This window comes from Terrimonas pollutisoli (genome assembly GCF_029360765.1).
GTDB lineage: Bacteria > Bacteroidota > Bacteroidia > Chitinophagales > Chitinophagaceae > Terrimonas_B > Terrimonas_B pollutisoli.
In genome coordinates this window covers 81325-99678 of the sequence record NZ_JARKNA010000021.1, presented here as the reverse complement: position 1 = coordinate 99678, position 18354 = coordinate 81325, and the positions used below count along the sequence as shown (strand labels likewise).

At 41.6% G+C, this 18354-nt stretch carries 8 protein-coding genes; all 8 read right to left on the bottom strand.

All coding sequences use genetic code 11. The annotated features are described in order from the left end of the window. Window positions 1–158: 158 nt before the first annotated feature. Window positions 159–1271 (bottom strand): acyl-CoA dehydrogenase family protein, encoded by a 1113-nt coding sequence (locus P2W73_RS23230; protein ID WP_276504493.1) that lies wholly within the window; start codon window positions 1269–1271, stop codon window positions 159–161. 36 nt (window positions 1272–1307) lie between these two features. Continuing rightward, a complete protein-coding gene (gene pnuC, locus P2W73_RS23225; RefSeq protein ID WP_276504492.1) occupies window positions 1308–1937 on the bottom strand; it encodes a nicotinamide riboside transporter PnuC in 630 nt (209 codons plus the stop codon). Between the two features lie 578 nt (window positions 1938–2515). After that, complete coding sequence (locus P2W73_RS23220) at window positions 2516–3181, bottom strand: beta/alpha barrel domain-containing protein (RefSeq protein ID WP_276504491.1); 666 nt, start codon at window positions 3179–3181, stop codon at window positions 2516–2518. A 103-nt stretch (window positions 3182–3284) separates the two neighbouring features. Continuing rightward, window positions 3285–5300 carry an adenylate/guanylate cyclase domain-containing protein gene (locus P2W73_RS23215; RefSeq protein ID WP_276504490.1) on the bottom strand — a complete coding sequence of 672 codons (2016 nt, stop codon included), beginning with the start codon at window positions 5298–5300 and terminating at the stop codon, window positions 3285–3287. 42 nt (window positions 5301–5342) lie between these two features. Then, the gene (locus tag P2W73_RS23210) at window positions 5343–10823 is read right to left on the bottom strand and encodes an MBG domain-containing protein (RefSeq protein WP_276504489.1); all 5481 of its coding nucleotides are present in this window, start codon (window positions 10821–10823) and stop codon (window positions 5343–5345) included. Window positions 10824–11056: 233 nt separating this feature from the next. Beyond that, window positions 11057–15016, bottom strand: coding sequence for an ATP-binding protein (locus tag P2W73_RS23205; RefSeq protein ID WP_276504488.1), 3960 nt, complete (start codon window positions 15014–15016; stop codon window positions 11057–11059). A gap of 108 nt (window positions 15017–15124) precedes the next feature. Then, window positions 15125–15577, bottom strand: coding sequence for a cyclic nucleotide-binding domain-containing protein (locus tag P2W73_RS23200; protein WP_276504487.1), 453 nt, complete (start codon window positions 15575–15577; stop codon window positions 15125–15127). Between the two features lie 9 nt (window positions 15578–15586). Then, the gene (locus tag P2W73_RS23195; protein ID WP_276504486.1) at window positions 15587–18343 is read right to left on the bottom strand and encodes a hypothetical protein; all 2757 of its coding nucleotides are present in this window, start codon (window positions 18341–18343) and stop codon (window positions 15587–15589) included. Between the last annotated feature and the right edge of the window lie 11 nt (window positions 18344–18354).

Sequence of the window (18354 nt, the reverse complement as noted above, 5' to 3'; positions counted from 1 at the left end):
AGTAAGCCTAAGCGGGATTTGATTAACTTAGTTTCCTGATTCATGATCTGACATTTTGGGGTTAACAAATAGATTGTAGTTACTCTAAAGTTAATCCCAACTGTCAGATCAAATCTTAACTTCTACAGTTTATCCTAATTTTTTGATCTGCGTCATTACTATTCTTCATTAAAACTGCTCAACAAGCTATGCTGGCTTGCCGTGTGCAAATTGCGCCATACCCTGTTGATCTCCGAATCATGACTGGCAGCTATAAGTCCACAATAAGGATAAAGAGCATCTACTATTTCTCTTGCATTTTTTGCAAGATGATGACACACCTTGCTCAATTCATTTAACAATGCTTCGTTTATATCATCGGTCAAAAGCAGTTCACTCCATGCTTTTTCTACTGTTGTATAAAATAATTTCCTTGCAGCGTTGAGCCTCATTCCTGCCTTCCCAATTTTTTCATTGATAGCTTCAATGTTTTTTATTCCCTCATCATTTTGTTGCATCTTCTCCTGCAACAATTTTTCAGCGAGATCCAAAAAACATGTAGCCATTCCCGACATATTAACTGCCAATGTAGTTTCTGCAAATTGAAGGAAAGGAAATTTATATACCGGATGGTTTAAAACTGCGGTTGCACTATCAATGACAAAGGCTCGGTTTTTTGGCACCTGTATTTGTTTGACTTCAAAGCTATGACTGGCAGTGGCAGTCATCCCCATGCAATTCCAGTCTTCGTGTATGATCACTTCTGATCTCCAGAACCAAAAAGAATTAACAAGGGAATTTCCAAAATCATCTTTTAAAAAAAGGCCGTCCCTTTCGATCACACAATTAACCGTGAAAACGGTAGCATGCGGAGCGCCGCTTGCATACTTCCAAAGACCAGATATCTCGTAACCATTGCCTGTGATCTTTGCAATAGCAGAAACTTTTCCACTTCCGGCCAGACAAACTTTTGGATTTAAAAAAATCTCTTTTGCCGCATCGGAGTCTAAAAAACCGATGAACCAATTAGCACCACTACACAATGTCACCGTCCATCCCATGCTTCCGTCGGCCCATGCAAGTGCTTCTTCTACCCGTAATGCTTCGGGTAAACTCAACTCTAAGCCTCCAAAAAATTTTGGAACAAACAGGTTAAACCAATTCTCACGATAAATAACTTCTAATTGTTTATCATGCAGCCGGACCAGTTTTTCCGCTTCGGCAGCATTATTTCTTATTACATCTGTTATTTCAGAAGCAATGAAACTTCCCGGGTGTGATATCTGGCTCATAAATATCGTTTGTCGAACAGAAAAAAACTTTTTGAATCATGAAGCTGTTGAGTATTGAAATTGTTCACTGTCACTCCTCATGATCCTTTTCCATTTTATATAACCTTGTATAGCGATAACAAATAAAAAGATCGTAAGCGCTGCATACAGCGGTAAACCTTTATGGAACAGCAGAGGTATGGCAAAGAAATTGGAGATATTCAAAACTATCCAGTTTTCAATTTTTCGTTTTGCAAGCAGCCACATACCGGCCCAGGCAACAGCACTTACCCACGCATCCCATACCGGTACTGTTGAAGGAGTAAAATATTTTAACAACAAAAACAATACAATGAATCCTGCTATTATAATGGTAAAAACAACTTTCCAATCTTTGTAGCTGCAGGAAGTGATCGCCAACAAGGGTTGACCTTTCTTTTTTTTCCAATACCACCAGCCATAGATGCTCATCACCAAATAATAACCATGTAATAAACATTCAGCATACAAACCTGCCAGGAAAAGAATATAGACAGACAACAGTATACTAGCAATTCCCGATGGGTATAACCAGATTTTATTTGCCTTTGCAAATAATACTTCAGCCACACCCAGGATTACTGCCGTCCATTGAATCCAGTCTGTTTGGCTAATTTGTTGCAAAAGCAGTTGCCATTCATTGCTCATTGAAATCAATTTTAATGAAATAATATATTGAGCCAACAAAGGGCGGTGCGACCGAACCAATGATTTTACTATCTATTCCCTACGCCGGCATTACCCGGATCAGGTGTTTGAAAGAAACAATGTAAGGGCATGCTTCTTTCAATGGGTATAATCTCAGCCTTTGTTTCAGCAAAATATCTGAATTATTAGTCCTGATATTTTGCAAGGCACCCCTTTTTGTTGCGGATGCAAATCTAAACTTTTAAACGCAATATTGATGAGTATTCAATAATTATGGTGTGCAAGTGATAAAATTATGAGCAGTTGAATAAAATAAGGTTGATTTCAATTAACAATTGAAGTGCTATTAAGGTAATAAGGTTTGAAACCGGTGAAAGCAAATAACCTGATTATCTTAGTAAACAATAGCTCCGAAACAGCACTAACCTTATTACCTCCTATGTTTACAAATGAGTAGAGTTCTTTGAGGTTTTGTTTTACTGATGCCAATTAGATTTGATATAAAAGTGAAAGGGTATTGGCATCAGGGTGATCACCACTTCCACTAAATCAACAGCAGAGCTAATCGCTGATTACTTTTATTTACTCTTAAGCTTTTGGATGATGGAGAGAATGTTTTCCGTTGAACGTTGCAATTCCTTATAGCCATTGTTTTCGATAACCTGCCGGGTGATCAATTTGCTACCCAGGCCCACACCAGCAGCGCCTGCTTTAAACCAGGGACGGAGACTTTCTTCTGTAATATCCACGCCGCCGGTCACAATATATTTTAAACCGGTAAATAAAGGTTGAATAGCTTCTACAAAACCCGGCCCCAATACATTGCCTGGAAATAATTTTAAGGTGGTACAGCCTGCCTTTTGTGCTACATCAATTTCTGTTGGCGTCATACAACCCGGGATCCACAAAACCTTATTCAGGTAAGCAACATCACAGACTGTATTATCAAACACAGGACTAATAAGGCAATCTGCACCAGCATCAATAAACCGCGACGCCTCATCACCCGTTTTAATGGTACCGATAGCCAGCAACATATCCTTCATATCAGCATCACGGGCCATTACCAGTTGCCTGAAATTATCCAATGCTTTTTCTCCTCTGTTGGTAAATTCAATGCATCTGATCCCTCCACTATATAAAGACCGTGTGATAGCTAAACACACTTCAATATTATCGTTGTAAAACAAAGGAAGTATTCCCTGATCTTCAATTACCTGTTGTACTGCTTGCTCTTTTTGCATATCAAAATCATTCGAATATCACTAAAGCTCTAAGATAGGGAATATGTGATTTCGCAAAGCAAAAAATCATTAGCACGCAAGAACAGGGAATTCGTAATGCGAACTAACCTGTAGTAACTGGCTGGTGGAAAGTTTGATCGTTTAAAGAATATTCAGAAGACTCATTTCGACCCATCGGATGTATAATCACAGGCTTTTCATATTGCACAAAATACATGTCTACTTCCCCAACATTTTTTGCATAAATTTTCCCCCGATAGGCACAGGCATATTTTTCCTGGATTATATCATACACTGCGGAAGAAACGTTTACCTGTCCAGGTTCACCATTGCTTTCCATCCTGCTGGCGATATTAACCGTACTTCCCCAGATATCATAGGCATATTTTTTCTTACCTACTACACCTGCCACTACCGGGCCAACATGTATTCCTATTCGTAAATCCCAGGGAACACGACCCGATTCCCTTCGCATGATATTATTTTCGGTGATATATTGTTGTATTTCCAGGCTCGCCTTGACGATTTTAAATACATGCTGATCATCAGGTGTTGGAACACCACCCGCACACATATAAGAATCGCCGATTGTTTTTATCTTTTCAAGGTCATATTTCTCGATAATATTGTCGAACACCAGGAAGCATGCATTCAATTCTTCGATCAATTCTTGAGGAGACACTTTATCTGCAATGGATGTAAATCCTTTGAAATCAGTAAACATAACGGACACGGATTCATAATTGCGGGGAGCGGAAGTTCCATTTACCTGTAATTCTTTAGCCACTTCGGCCGGCAATATGTTCAACAACAGGTGTTCGATCTCGTCCTTTTGCTTATCCAGTATTTTATTGGTTCTTGCTTTGATCCGGTTATTGCGCAATATTAAAATGGCGATTAAAAATACCAACACCAACACCACAGTTAACGCTGTCTTTTCCAGCTTTTGACGTCTCAGCTGTAATTCATTCAGTGCATTATCTTTTGTCAAAAGGTTTATTTGGTTCTGTTTCTTTTCCAAATCAAAGTCAAATTGGATAGTCGCTAGTTTCTTATCAGCTTCATTGTTGTAAACGGTATCTTTTACGTTGCTATAAAGTGCCTGGTATTTGAACGCATTGCCAAAATCTTTTGTTTTTGAATACGTATCTGCCATATGCTTATACAGCTCAAACAAAATATTGGTAGCATTTATTTCCAATGCAGCCTGTTCCGCTTGCTGGTAATATGCTATTGCTGACTTGTAATCACTCTCTCTTACATAAACGTTTGCGGTTCCTATTAAAGACTCTGCAATCTTTAATTTGTCATCTAATTTTTTTGATATAGATAATGCCTGCAGGTGATTATGCAGGGCTAAATCGTGTTTTCCTTGTTTGAGATATAACTTACCGATCGCATTGAATGCATTTGGACTCCCCTCTGAGTTGGCTCCATAAGCTTTCAGGGCCTGGTTAAAATACAAGAGAGCCTTATCATCATTGCCCTGCTGAAAGTAAATATCGCCAACATTCACAGAAATGCCGCCGAGGGAATTTTTATCATTAAGATCCTCGCATATTGGAAGGGCCTGCAAATAATATTGCAAAGCCTTATCATAGGTTGCTTTCTTAAGGCCATAAATGGCACCTACATTATTAAGCATAGGCATTATCCTCAACTTATTGCCGGTACGTTCTGCAATCTTTAAAGACCTGAGATAGTAATCAAGGGCCTTGAGGTTGTCTCCCTGGTAGTAATATATCACTCCAATATTGCCCAACAAGTTGGCAACCCCCTCGTCATATTTTATCTCTTCGAAAATCGTTAAGGAATGCTCGTAATTCTGAAGCGCCTCGATATATTTGGCCTGCACCAGGTAAGCCAGGCCAATATTTTTATATGCATAGGCCTCTCCTTTTTTAAATTCAATCTTTTGTGACAATTCTTTTGCCTCTTCTGCCAATGCCAATGATTTCTCCGGGTCGGTATTTCGCTGGTCGGCACTTTGCTGTATCAAATTATTTATTAATACGGTGTCCTGTTGTTTTTCCATGTCCGGACCGGAGCCCGACTGCGCTAGTCCGTTTATTGAAAATGCAGTTATGGCCACCCATAAAAGCAGTTTTTTGTGTTTCATATCAATTCGCTTTATCAATAGTTATCAAAGGATTTACTATTTCTATCGGGCAATGATTAATTTTTTGATTTCATTTTTCCTGTCGTTTTGCAGCCTGATGAAATAGACTCCGCCGGGCAATCGGCTTATATCTATTTTTTTCTGATACAATTTCCCTGTATCACTTAAGCCATCGAACACATCCATTACTTTTATTCCACTAATTGTATAAACACTAAGTTTAGTATTACCTGATATCGACGGACTAAATGATATCTCAACGTAATTACCGGCCGGATTGGGAGCAATTATAAATCTTGTTTTTACCAGACTACCGCTTTCGCTAGCAATCTTACCGGTGGCTGATCCTGGCCTTGAAGCATTTGTGATACCTGACGAACCTTGCTGACAGGCTGTAAAGTTATCAAATGAACTCTTGCTTCCGGTATAATTATTTCCTCCTCCGCCACTTCCGCCATTAACAAGGTTGTTTACCTGCGTAGTAGGCGTACCTGCCCGGTAATCTCCGTTGACTGAGGTCACCTGGCCGGCAGCGGCAATGGCGCTATACGAAAACTGGGGCTGATACGCAGCTATGCCATAGGCCCACTGGTCGGAAAACTGTTTGTTGCTGTAAAATATTCCTTTTACCACTGAATTTGCATTGTTCTTCTTTGCAAATCCATTTGAAGAATTAATAATTACCCCGGTTATAAAAATATCGGAAGTGCTGCTATACCCTATTGGCACTTTCGTGATCCACATGTTAGCGGCTGCGTCATAATGGGTTTCGGGCTGGGTGACGTTATCAGCTACAATTTTTCCCGCCGGGATTGGCAGATCGTTTACAGCGGGTTTTGAATTTATGTTGTTGAAGGTAACGGTACCAAACTGGTATAAAAGATAATCGCCCTGCTGGCTTAACTGTCCGCTTACTTTTGTCTCAATATTTAACCATAAACTGGTAGCGGTACCAGGGTTGGCCGTGCTACCAAAATTAGTAAATGCCTTATGTGTAAGTAAACAAGGATTGGTCTCAATAGTTAGTATTCCGTCTTGAAAATTAAATGTATAATTATTGGAATTGAGTGATCCCACAGAAGCGACAATAGGATAAGTGCCCACGGGGCTTGACTGAACTGCGGCGGTCGTTAATGAGGGAGTACCCGTAATATCACTTGTTTCCACTTGCTCTTCATACTGTAATCCGGAATAAGTAGCAGTAAATTCCGGATTGAGATCTCCATATGCCCTGGTAGTGTCGTCTGCTTTGACGGTTACGCTGACAGGATTAATGGTAATTGTGCCTAAACCATAAGTAATGTCAAAATTGTCATTCAATAAAGTACCGGGTATTATTTTTTGTTCACCTGCATCAAGACCGGTTATTGAATTGATTGATTTAATGATAATTCCTTCCTGTTGATTTGTAACATCATTTTGATCGATAATGACTGCGATCCTGCCAGCCTGCTGATTGAAGCTATTGGAAATGGCAATTGGCTGACCGTTGGAAATGGCGATCGGCTGACCATTTGATATTGCAACAGGTTGACCATTTGATATAGCAATTGGTTGGCCATTTGAGATAGCAACAGGTTGACCGTTTGATATGGCGACAGGTTGACCATTCGCCAACTGATCGGCTCCAAGTATTCCTCTTGCATTTACCTGCGGAATAATATTCACCATATTAGTTTCGGCGGGATCAGTATTGTAGTTTAATACTGCCTCCTGGGCGAAATCAACCACTTTAGTTGAATTAGAAAGCGTTCGGACATTTTGCAATGATTGATCGCTTACAAAAAAACTAAGGTTGGCCAGTTCTTCATCACTCAATGTATATGGTACAATTGTGGCAAATCCTGTTTCAAATCCCGTTACCGCCTGGGCATTGGAAATAGCTACCGGTTGTCCATTCGAAATCGCTACTGGCTGACCATTGGATATCGCAATAGGCTGGCCATTGGATATAGCCACGGGCTGACCATTCGAAATCGCTACCGGTTGTCCGTTTATTAACCCGATAGCTTCGGTAGTTAAAAGAGCTTCGTGGGATAGCCGCAAGAGGTTTAATACTTCCGGATTAGCATCTGCTATTACAGAATCTATCTGGTAGGTAAATGTGATTTCTCCAATCGCTTCACCATAATTAAGTGTTTGATTATTGGGTATTACAGTCACCGGCAATCTTTCAATGGTCAATATACCCGGAATAGTATCATAAGTATAAAGCTCCAGCAGTCCGGCGTCAGTAGGATTGTTAAGATCAAATGTTCTCACCGGTTTTATGAAATACTGACTGCCGATATTGGATAGTGGCGTGGCATTGGTTGCATAGGTAAGGCTGTCCAACCCTATATCTTCGAGTGTTAATCCGCTTTCAGCCAAAGGCACCGTGTCAACTAAAATGGTGGAGGTAAAAGTTGGTAATTGTTCGCCATATTTTTTTGTCTTCGAATCTGCTGTTACAGTGATTGTCTTTTTTGCAATGGAGAAAAACTGGATTATGTTTGAATAGCCACCATCTCCATTCGCCAATGGCGGCGTATAAACTTGTACAGCCGGATTTCCGGAATCAAACGCAGGAATGACAGCCGTTAATTCAGTAGTACTGACAAACGTGGTTTGTACCGCTGTGCCCCTGAATAATACCTGTGATTCCTCTGAGAGGTAATTACCATTTACCGTTAAAGTGAAAGGACTTGTGGGATAACTAGTCGGCGTAATGCTGGAAGGATACTCCAGGGAAATAAGAAAAGGCGTGGGCTCAGCAAAGGAACGCATAGCCAGGTCTGCCTGGATGAGGCCTGCACCGGCTGCATTGCCTGGACCAACATTTATTGCTGTAGTTTGTAATAACTCCTTCACTCCGTCCGGAGAAACGACTTCATCAAGAAAACGCTTTCTGCCTTCAATAAGCAGGGCAGCCGTAGCAGCCGCATGTGGCGCCGCTGCCGAAGTGCCGAAGAAATTAGAAAAAGGATCGGTGTCTCCGGTATAATCAGCACCCATGTTTACACTTGTATTTACACCATCAGGAGCTGTTATATCCGGTTTGTGGCGATCTACTCCACCAATTACCGTTCCACCTATGGAAGAATAGGGTGCTATTGTGGGAGTCGCAGATGTAAAGGCAGGTGTTTTAAAATAATTGATTGCTGCGACCGAAATAGCGCCTGCTGCATTCGCCTGCGCAATAATGGTAGAGCCACCAACCTGGTATTCTGCAATGACAGCATCACCCCTGAAGATGATATACTTAAATCGGGGAGTCGGAGTTCCTGTATTTGCACGGGTAATTAAGATATTGGCATCTACTTCTGCTACGCTATTGCTAACTGAATAGGCCAAAAACTCAAACGGATCTCCAGATTCATTATTCCTGTTATAACCACAAATAACATTGCCAGTCAAATCAGTGAGATAAATATCAAAATCATTCTTTGTTCCTCCGGCCTGCGTTTGCCCGATTGAATAAATGTCATCATCCCACTGCAGGGCGATGGTATAAGAACCGGGTTTTAATCTGATGCGCTGGTACACATCGCCCGTGCCGCTAAAATCATGAGCAGTGGTGCCGGCAGCAAATCCTGCCGGTGCAGCAACAGGTCGATAATTTTGCTCATGAGATTTATTACTAAAATTACCAGCTGATGTAAAATAAGTAACTCCCAACGCTTTCACTTCATCTACCATTTTAGCGACAGGACCATCTCTTAAAAAAGGCTCATTGATATAAGTAATGTCGTCGACGATTACCTGGCAGCCTATCTCCTGCATCTGCTTAATAGCAACAGCAAAATCACCGGGGCTTATAAAACCTGTTCTGAAAGCCAACTCCGCTTTGGGTGCAATGTCATGAACTATTTGAAGCATGGCTCTTCCTTCATCCGAGCGGGCGCCATAAGGGAACTCCTGCACTACCTGGACAGGCGTCGAATTGATAGTATTTCCAACACCCGGAATTTCGCCGGTTGAAATATCCAACTCCGCCGGATTGCTGGTGGGTGTAACCTGTGAATTATAACTATCGGAAATGACACCTACTTTCACACCAAGACCCTGCAGGTTATAGCCATTCCTCACAAGCTGTGAGCCGATGGCCGTGTCGCCTGCATTCTTTATCAGGCCACTGTTCCCTAACGGGATATATACCGGCCGGCAAAAATTGATAATATCACCCCTTGTATTAAGATGAAGCAAATTGGCGATAGGAAATTTTCCTGTTGTAATAAGCGTATTGGATCCGTTGCTCACAATATCAATCATTCCTTCACTTAAAAGATAACTCTGAACTTCTGCTTCATGGCCTTCCTTCGCAATCACATCAATCAATACATAATCGCCCAAAATCATCAACACCTTGTGCGCCTCATCACTCACACCCTCAGTAAGTGATGTCAGCTCCGCTCCAATTATAGTTGAAACCTTGCCCACCGAAGGATTAAAAGGAAAAATTACATTTTCCTCAATAGCCAGTGGACTGTGATTAAACGTTACTCCACTTTGAAGCTTTACCTGTACCCCGCTATGTAATGCGCCGGTTAAAGTACTCGATCCTGTTCCTGCCCCCACATTTATCCCGGCATAAGGCGCCCACACCGTACCCAGCCATTTTGACCCACCCCCTGATGAGCCATTAGCAATAACGAACGAATATCCGGGAATAGAAGAACTGGTACCCTTACCATGAGTTTCTAAAAAAATCCTGGAAGCATCGCCTCCGTTGGAAGTAGTTGCGTTTAATTTACCAAAATCAGCATCACCCTTGACATAGATTTTGAGATTACCGGAAGTGGCATCTTTGAAATTAAAGACAAGCTTGTTGGAATTACCGGTGAGTTGAAATGAATTAAAAACATAGGTTCCGACACCTTCCAGGGTAAGTGTTTTGTTTCCGCCTAGTATCACGTCTTTATAAAAACCTGGCCCAATTGTTTTGGTGGTCGTGATATTTTCGGGAACAACATTCGGCTCAGGTTCCGGAAACTGGGTAATGCCGGGCATCGACGGCAAATCGGGTAACGTGGGTGTTCCCGTAACATCCCTGGAGCCAATTGACGGCCCGGAATAAGTAGTACCGGGAGGGTGAGTAACGATGCCGGAAACCGTTCCTCCCCCAACAACGATGTTTCCATTAACATCAATATTGCCGCTAAGGCTGGCGCTGGATCCAACAGATAAAATTGTACCGGGTAACGAGGCTGAATTTGCCGCTGCTATTTTACCCGACACCACATTGCTATTGGTAAGAACAACCTTCCCACCGGAGTAAATATTTGAGTTGATGGTAGCATTGCCCGTTGTTTGTATAAGGCTATAGCTACCTATTGAGCCGTTATTAATGGTGATGGATGATCCGATTTGAACCCCATATCCGGGTGCCGGCGGAGTTACTGACCCCGACACACCCGACCCGGCAAATATTGCAAAATCCCTCATGGTAAGGGATTGTGCATTTGAAGTAATTGTTATTAGACCGGTAATGAAAATGCAGAGCGTGGACCAAAACCGGAGATGGAGTTTCTTGAATTTCCTCATAAAATAAGTTTTGACTGGACCCTGCCAGTTTTCGCAATTAGGTGGTTAAAAAGTTAAGTCTGTACAAAAGATGGCACATGATGCCACTAATCAAATTGATCAACCGTCAAAACCATATTCAAGAGGGGAAGGATGCAGAAGAGAAAAGCCGAAATTGTAACACTCTAAGTGTTTACCCTTTAAAGTTAGTGCATAAAATTTCATTTTTACTATCAAATTTCAGGCGAAGACTATCAATTTTGGCCCAGGGCTGATTTGGAAATAAATTCTGAAGGCGTCAGACCGTATTCATCCTTAAAGCATTTGGCAAAATAGGAAGGAGTTGTAAAACCAACCCTGTAAGCCGTGCCCGAAATATCATGACCGGCTGTCAAATAAGCCGCCCCTTTTTGTAAGCGGTAACTCCGGATAAGATCGTTAGCGGATATATCCAGTAATGCGTTTAGTTTTCTGTTCAGGCTGCTTCGGCTCATACCGACGGTCCTGGCCAAATATTCCACGCTTAATTGGGGATCGTCCAGCTTATTTTCTATTACACTATACAGCTGGCTGATAAAATCGTCTTTTACCGGGGCTGTTATTATGCCAGGCTCACGAGGCAAAAGCTGTGATTTAAGAAATTCCCTGGTTCTTTCCTGTAGCTGGAGAAGATTTTGAATGCGCAGCTCCAGTTCATCCTGATGAAAGGGTTTGGTGATATAATCGTCTGCACCCGTTTCAAGCCCCTCGATCCTGGCAGCATGGGCCGCCCTTGAGGTTAGCAGGATAAACCCGATATGAGCGGTCCGGCTATCTGTTTTGCATAAGCTGCATAGTTCGAAGCCGTCTTTTCCGGGCATCATAACATCGCTGATGACGACATCAGGCATTTCTTGTAAAATAAGATCCCATCCAACCGTGCCATCAGAAGCTGCAATACTTCTCCATTTTTCGGATAAACTGGCAAGTACATATGATCGAAGCTCCCCACTATCTTCCACCACTAAAATCAAAGGTTCTTCTCTTTGAGTAGATTTTTCCTGCATCTTATCAACAGGTATCACATCACTCACAGCATTTGTTTCTTCAGGTATTTGCTCCCCGGGTTCTATTTTGTTCAAAGGAATTTCAACGATAAATTTTGCACCGTCACCTTTCTTACTTTCAACATGTATAGTTCCGTGCATAAACTTAACTAATTCCCTAACCAAAGAAAGCCCAATACCAGTGCCACCAGTACTGCCGGCCATCGTTGATTCTGACTGGTAAAAGCGATCGAATATTTTTTCCAGGTCTGCCGGAGGAATTCCAGGCCCGCTGTCCTCCACAATAAACCTGCTGACAAAAACGGAATTTTCTTCATCCCTGCCCTCCAGCAACACATTGACAGTGCCACCAAATGGAGTAAATTTCAGCGCATTACTCAGCAGATTCGTAATAATTCTTTCCCATTTATCCTTGTCAAACCGGTATATACCATCAATGCCCTCCGATGAAAAATTCAACTGTATGCTTTTCTCTTTCGCCCTTTCTTTAAACGAGTCAAGAACTTCTTCTACGAAAACTTTGGGCTCACCAATTGACTGAACAAGTTTCATTTGGCCGGCCTCAAGCTTGCCCAGGTCCAGTAACTGGTTTATTAGCCTGAGCATCTGACCCGCATTTCGCTGCACTGTTATCACAGTCTGGCGGGCATTGTCTGAAAGGCCTGGATCTTTTCCCAATCTTTCCAAAGGAGTGGTGATAAGGGTAAGCGGGGTACGAAACTCATGAGTGATATTGGCAAAAAAACGGTCCTTTACCTGGTCAAGCTCTCTTAATCGCTTTGCCTCTAGTTGTTCGAAAACCAGTTGCTGCTGTTCCAGAATTCGCTTTTCATGATATCGCCAGTATGCCCGGATAAGCATTATAGCCGCAAGCACATAGAGGCTATAAGCCCACCAACTGAGCCAAAAAGGAGGACGTATTTGTATCTCCAACTCCCTGATGTTCGAACTCCACCGGCCGTCCATATCCGTGGCGTTCATCAACAATCTATAATTGCCGGGACGTAACTGGGTATATTGGGCAAAATTTCTGGCACTCTCGTTCCAATTATTGTCCACACCCGTCAGCTTGTAGCGATAACGGATTTTCTGGGGTTCGTTGAATAAAAGAGAAACAAACTCTACCGTAATATAATTTCGATTATAGGGTAAGGTGATTTTACGAAGCTGATTAAAAGGTTGGTCAATGTAACTGTCTTTGGTTGTAAAATCCTGCAACTGGTTGTTGATCTGAATCCCGGTAATTTGTATACCTGCCTGGACATTGTCTTTTTTCAGTTTAAAATCGGCTGGATTAAACACTGTATAACCATCCGGTCCACCAAATGCAATACGATTATCCGGGAATTGAAATTTATGAAAACGATTGAACTCGTTCCCTGAAAGGCCATCGGTTTTTTCAAAATTATGCGTACTAAAATCAACTGTATTGAAGCGGCAAATTCCTTTGTTGGTACTTAACCACAACTCACCATTTTTGTCAGCAACAATGCAATAAATCGTATTATTTGGTAGTCCATCGTCTGTAGTAAATATTTTTTTTACCCCGCTTTTACTATCCCACAGTATCATCCCACCTCCCAGTGAGCCAATCCAAAACTTCTGCGGGTCCTTTGGATCAGGGCAAAGGTCGGTCAGATCAAAAGGCAGGGCATTTTTACCGGAACTTTTTTCATAATGATTAATACCCCTCCCGTCCTTTAATTGAAATAACCCCTTGCCGTATGTAGTGATCCACTGAAAATTGTCAATAGTTAATAAGTCAGCAAAAAAATTTCTCCTTGCATTGACAGGTAATTCAACGGCAGTAAAGACCGGGTTCGATAGCTTATCCTTCCAATACCATATCCCATAATTATAATTATCCAGGGCCCACACGGAACCGTCATTGCCTGCATACAATCCGCGAAAATGAGCCGACTTTACTGCCGGAAAAGAAAGTGGAAAAAATTTATTCTTTTGCCAACAATAAACTCTGCTGAAAATCGAGTCCACATTACTGATATATAATGCCGAGTCAGCGCCGTAAGCATAGCGGAAATTATATGACCATTTGGATTTTACCCATATATCCGGTAGTGATTGTAACGGAATGCCTGCCTGTGTCAATACATCCGTATGAAAGTTATACTGGTAGTGACCAGCCATAAAAGGCATCGACCTCAAATTGATCTTTGCGAGGCCACCGGCATCAATGCCTACCCAAAGCACATCAGAATGATCTACAAAAAAGGAAGTAATCCGACGCCCTTTCTCTATATTATTTTCCCAGATCAATGTCAGCTTCCCGTCTTTCTCCAGGCGGAAGATGCGGCCACTGCTTCTGAAGTATAATTCACCATGATTGTCTTTTTGAAGCGAATTCATTGGAAAATCAATTCCATTTACTTTACCGGGTGGAATAGTGATGGTTGAAATTTTTTGGGCATCAACATCAATCAGCAGGAGGCGATCCAATAACCCGATGACCATCATTTTTTCTACAAAAATTGTTTGTACAAAAGTTTCAGGATCGAAGCTGACAGGAATACGAAAAGGTATCCATTCGAAATGCTGTTGGGTCGAATCAGACCTGTGAATACCAGCGGGAGATACCAACCATAACACTCCATTTTCTTCCTGTAGTAAACTAACAATGGTATCATTCATCAATTCGCCATTACTCCTGTTTGCATAGATCTCCGCCCCGGTTCTTGTATCAACCCAGCCTATCCCTTTTCCCGGGATAGTGAATATCCACCTGTTAGAATGATAATCATAATCCCGGTTATTGTTGGGCTTTGTTGCATTTTGCAATACAGGATTATTACTGGCATGTTGTACCTTAAATGTGACCGGATCAAAATTGTCAACCTGCTGACCCTGGTATTTTATCCAGAAATGACCATACTTATCTTTAGCCAGCAGGTTAATTACGTTTGAGCTGAGGCTGTTACTATCTTTTCGCTGCTGGCGAAAGACTTTAAATCCACGACCGTCATACCGGGCTAAGCCATCCAGGGTCGCAATCCAGATAAACCCATCTTTATCCTGTACGATACCGCTGATAAAACTTTGCGGCAGTCCATCTTCTACTTTAAATAATTGCTGGTGTGTATAAAGGGGAGTCTGCGCCAGGGAGCGGAGGCAACAAAAAACAAAAATGGTATAAAAAAAGAACCTGTACATCAGGCATAAGCATTGTTTAAATTTAATTTGTTTTAGCCAGTAATGCTAATGCCGCAGAGAAAAAGAGATAACCAGTGATATACAGTCAGATTTTTTTAGCAAAGAAGATCAAATCTTCCCGAGCGATCGCTCATTTAATGCTCTGAGACGCTGGCAAAGTATTTTGATAAACCCTCTTGCTACTTCTGTGCGATTTTCAATCAGTTCATAAAAAGGCTCCTGTTCTATCCGGAACAAAACACAATCCGTATCGGCAGTAGCTGTTGCCGACCTGGCTTCCGGATCCAGAAGAGCTAATTCTCCAAAAACCTCCTTTTCTTTCAAGATCGCAAGTGTAGTATTTGCCTTGTGAATCCTGACCTCGCCCTGGTAAATAATGTACATACAATCGCCAATCTCCCCTTCATTAAAAATAATGCTGTCCTTTTCATATTCCTCTTCTTCCATAAGGGGTGCGAGGTCAGCGAGTATATGTTCCGGGGTTTCCTTAAAAATGCTTAAAGATTTTAAGATCAGTACTTTTTCCACGAGTAGTAAATTTTCTGAATTAGATTGGGGCATGGAGTAAAGTTAAGAACCTGCAAACAAAGCTGTTTCTTTTAACAGTTTGTTTTCGGAACGAATGAATTTTTTGTACAAATCGGTGTCCAGGTGGTGAACATATTTTTTGGAGATATACATAGAACAGGCCTTGGTCCAGTTATAATACTGGATGGGCTTTTCGGATAAAATACGTTCCAGGATATGTTCCACCTTGCCAAACTGGTGCTCCGTAAACAGGGACCGAAGAGCTGCACATCGCTGCTCAATGTCGATTGTTTCAAACAGGGTATTAAAGTGTTTACCAATATCCTTTCGTACAGTTAGCTCAATTATTTCCATCGCATTGGCTATGCTGTCCTTATGGTGAGTGTTTAGGCCCTGCTTCACCTGGTTGATCTTTTGCCTGTCGTAGAGGCAGGCAAAAAGGCAAAGCAATATCTCCCGGATTTCATTGACCTCCTGGTTCAGGGAGTCATTTAGAATGTTGTATTGGAGCTCTTTTTTCTCCAGCAATTTTTGCATATACAATAGTTCAACTCCATATACAATGTAGGAATGGGCAATTCTTTCCAATAGTTTTCTTTGTTCACCAGTCGCCGTATAGCGGCATCGATAAAGAGCTTTAATAATGACGCCAATATAATAAGGTTGAGTAGTTAATAGCTGAATCAAAATTTTTCCGGCCTTGTCTCCACCGATCTTCCCTATAAGAGTAATAAGCCTTTCCTGTAATTGTGTTGAAACGTTTTCAGAATGAATGATATCCTGTACTATCGGAATGGCTTTTTCCCCGACATTGTAAAATGCGGCTAACACCTGCTTTTCAAATTCATTTACGTAATTACTTAACTCACTAAGCGTATTTTTTTGAACTGCTTGTCCTACGGAATTTATTGCCGCCTCCTGAATGGCAATATCAGGATCCTTCAATAGCCTTACCCTGTCGGGATGGTCATAGTCATCTTTTACTTCTGATAAAACAGTAAGAGCCTCTATTTTTTCTTCCTTGCTATCCGAGTGCAACCATTCCTCAATCGTTTTTTCCGCTACAGCTTTTACCTGTTCGTCCCTGCTGCCCAGCATCCCGGTAATAGCCGCTTGTCGTAGGGGTGGGTCATCATTATTCAGATAACGAAAAAGTGTTACGGGCTCATTGCTTATTTTGCAAAGGGTTTTTACCGCTTCAGCCTTTATTGTTATGTCAAGTGATTCTTGCTGTAACAGACTTTCCAATTTTTGTTTAACAACAGCATTTGAGCGGTTTTTTATCAGTCTCAAGGCCTCTAGTTTCACCTGCGTGGAGGAATGATGCAGCAATTCCGCAATAAGATCTTCTGAGGCAGCATCCATCTTGCTGCTTAACATTCTTAGTATGCTAATTACTTCCAGGTCTGTTCCGTTCATCATCTTATTCCTTATCTGCTCCCGTATAGCATCATTATTCAGATTAAATTCTTCCCGGCTAAAAAAGCGGCTGCTTATCGTTTTTACCAATATTTGAAGATATTGCCGGTTAACAAGTATCACTCCTGTCAGCCATAATATACCCAGCCCCAGCAACACATAACAAAGAAACATAAGGTCCACTTTGCCGTGCATATAAAATAAAGCCAGTAAAAAAATACCGGATAAGAGTGAAGCAAAAGGCTCCATAATACCCTTAACGATATTATGAGCTCTCAACCTTTCGTAGGTATGCAAAGGCTGCATCAATGTCAAAAGAACGGGGGAGTTGAAAGAAGTGCGTAAAACATCTACAATCATAGAAGCAACGCCAAACAAATAAAAAGTCAATTTCCCGCTCAATGAAAAATTACTGAACGCTACGATAGCTCCAATAAATAGCAGCATACCAACCGGCGTAATGAACAATGTTTGCCGGACTCCCCATGACGCAGTCAACCGGCTGGTGAAAACCATTTTTGTTATAAATGCAGCCAATCTTAATGCGGCATAAAAAAAGGCTATAAACTCAGCCAGGGCAACATCATCGTGGTAAGCTTTTTTTACTTCGCCATAAAAGCCGTAGTTCACAAGAATAACGCAGGTGGAAGTAATCAACGATATAAACGCAATACGGCGGACATAGGTGTTAGTGGCGATATTGTTGACCAAATTAGAAATCTTCTTGTGAGCTTTTTGTTCGTGATGCTTTTTATGTGCTTTATGATGTGCTTCAAGATGCCCTGATTGCAAAATTTTTTTAAACAGTGGTAATGACACCAGCATACAGATGGCTCCCAGCAACAAAAGATTTTGCGTACCTATATAAGGCACAAATATCAGGGCCAGCGTATAGCCAATAAATTTTGCCGGGATGTCGCCCGCACTAATTACAGCAAACAGGCGTTTGCTCTGTCGCAGATCAAACAGCATAGCCGCTATTCCCCAAAACTGCAGGTTATTTAACAAGTACAATACGTTGAACCAGGCCAACAAAAAATAAAGAAACCAGTCCTGGTTTAACTCATAGTTGGCAATCCATAGCAATACAACACTTGCCGCCATCAGTACAACAATGGCAAGATTAAATCCGTGAAATTTAATGGTGTGTTCCAGCCGGGTATAAAGAAATCCCGCGATCCATAACAAAAGTGCCGAATAAATCATCACCCATGGCAATTCTGTAATGGGAAATTTTTCCAAAAATTGCGCAAAGGCTGATGTAAAGAAAAAGGCTATACCTGCACCCTGGAAAAACTGGAATATATACAACTGCCTGACTAAACGCCATTCACTGGGATAAACATTTAAGACCCTCAGCCAGAAATTATTTCGCCGCATGTCATCTATGT

Excerpts from the sequence above, each read along its gene's own strand:
- P2W73_RS23230 (WP_276504493.1), bottom strand. The coding sequence starts at position 1,271 with ATGAGCCAGATATCACACCCGGGAAGTTTCATTGCTTCTGAAATAACA.
- pnuC (WP_276504492.1), bottom strand. The coding sequence starts at position 1,937 with ATGAGCAATGAATGGCAACTGCTTTTGCAACAAATTAGCCAAACAGAC.
- P2W73_RS23220 (WP_276504491.1), bottom strand. The coding sequence starts at position 3,181 with ATGCAAAAAGAGCAAGCAGTACAACAGGTAATTGAAGATCAGGGAATA.
- P2W73_RS23215 (WP_276504490.1), bottom strand. The coding sequence starts at position 5,300 with ATGAAACACAAAAAACTGCTTTTATGGGTGGCCATAACTGCATTTTCA.
- P2W73_RS23210 (WP_276504489.1), bottom strand. The coding sequence starts at position 10,823 with ATGAGGAAATTCAAGAAACTCCATCTCCGGTTTTGGTCCACGCTCTGC.
- P2W73_RS23205 (WP_276504488.1), bottom strand. The coding sequence starts at position 15,016 with ATGTACAGGTTCTTTTTTTATACCATTTTTGTTTTTTGTTGCCTCCGC.
- P2W73_RS23200 (WP_276504487.1), bottom strand. The coding sequence starts at position 15,577 with ATGCCCCAATCTAATTCAGAAAATTTACTACTCGTGGAAAAAGTACTG.
- P2W73_RS23195 (WP_276504486.1), bottom strand. The coding sequence starts at position 18,343 with ATGCGGCGAAATAATTTCTGGCTGAGGGTCTTAAATGTTTATCCCAGT.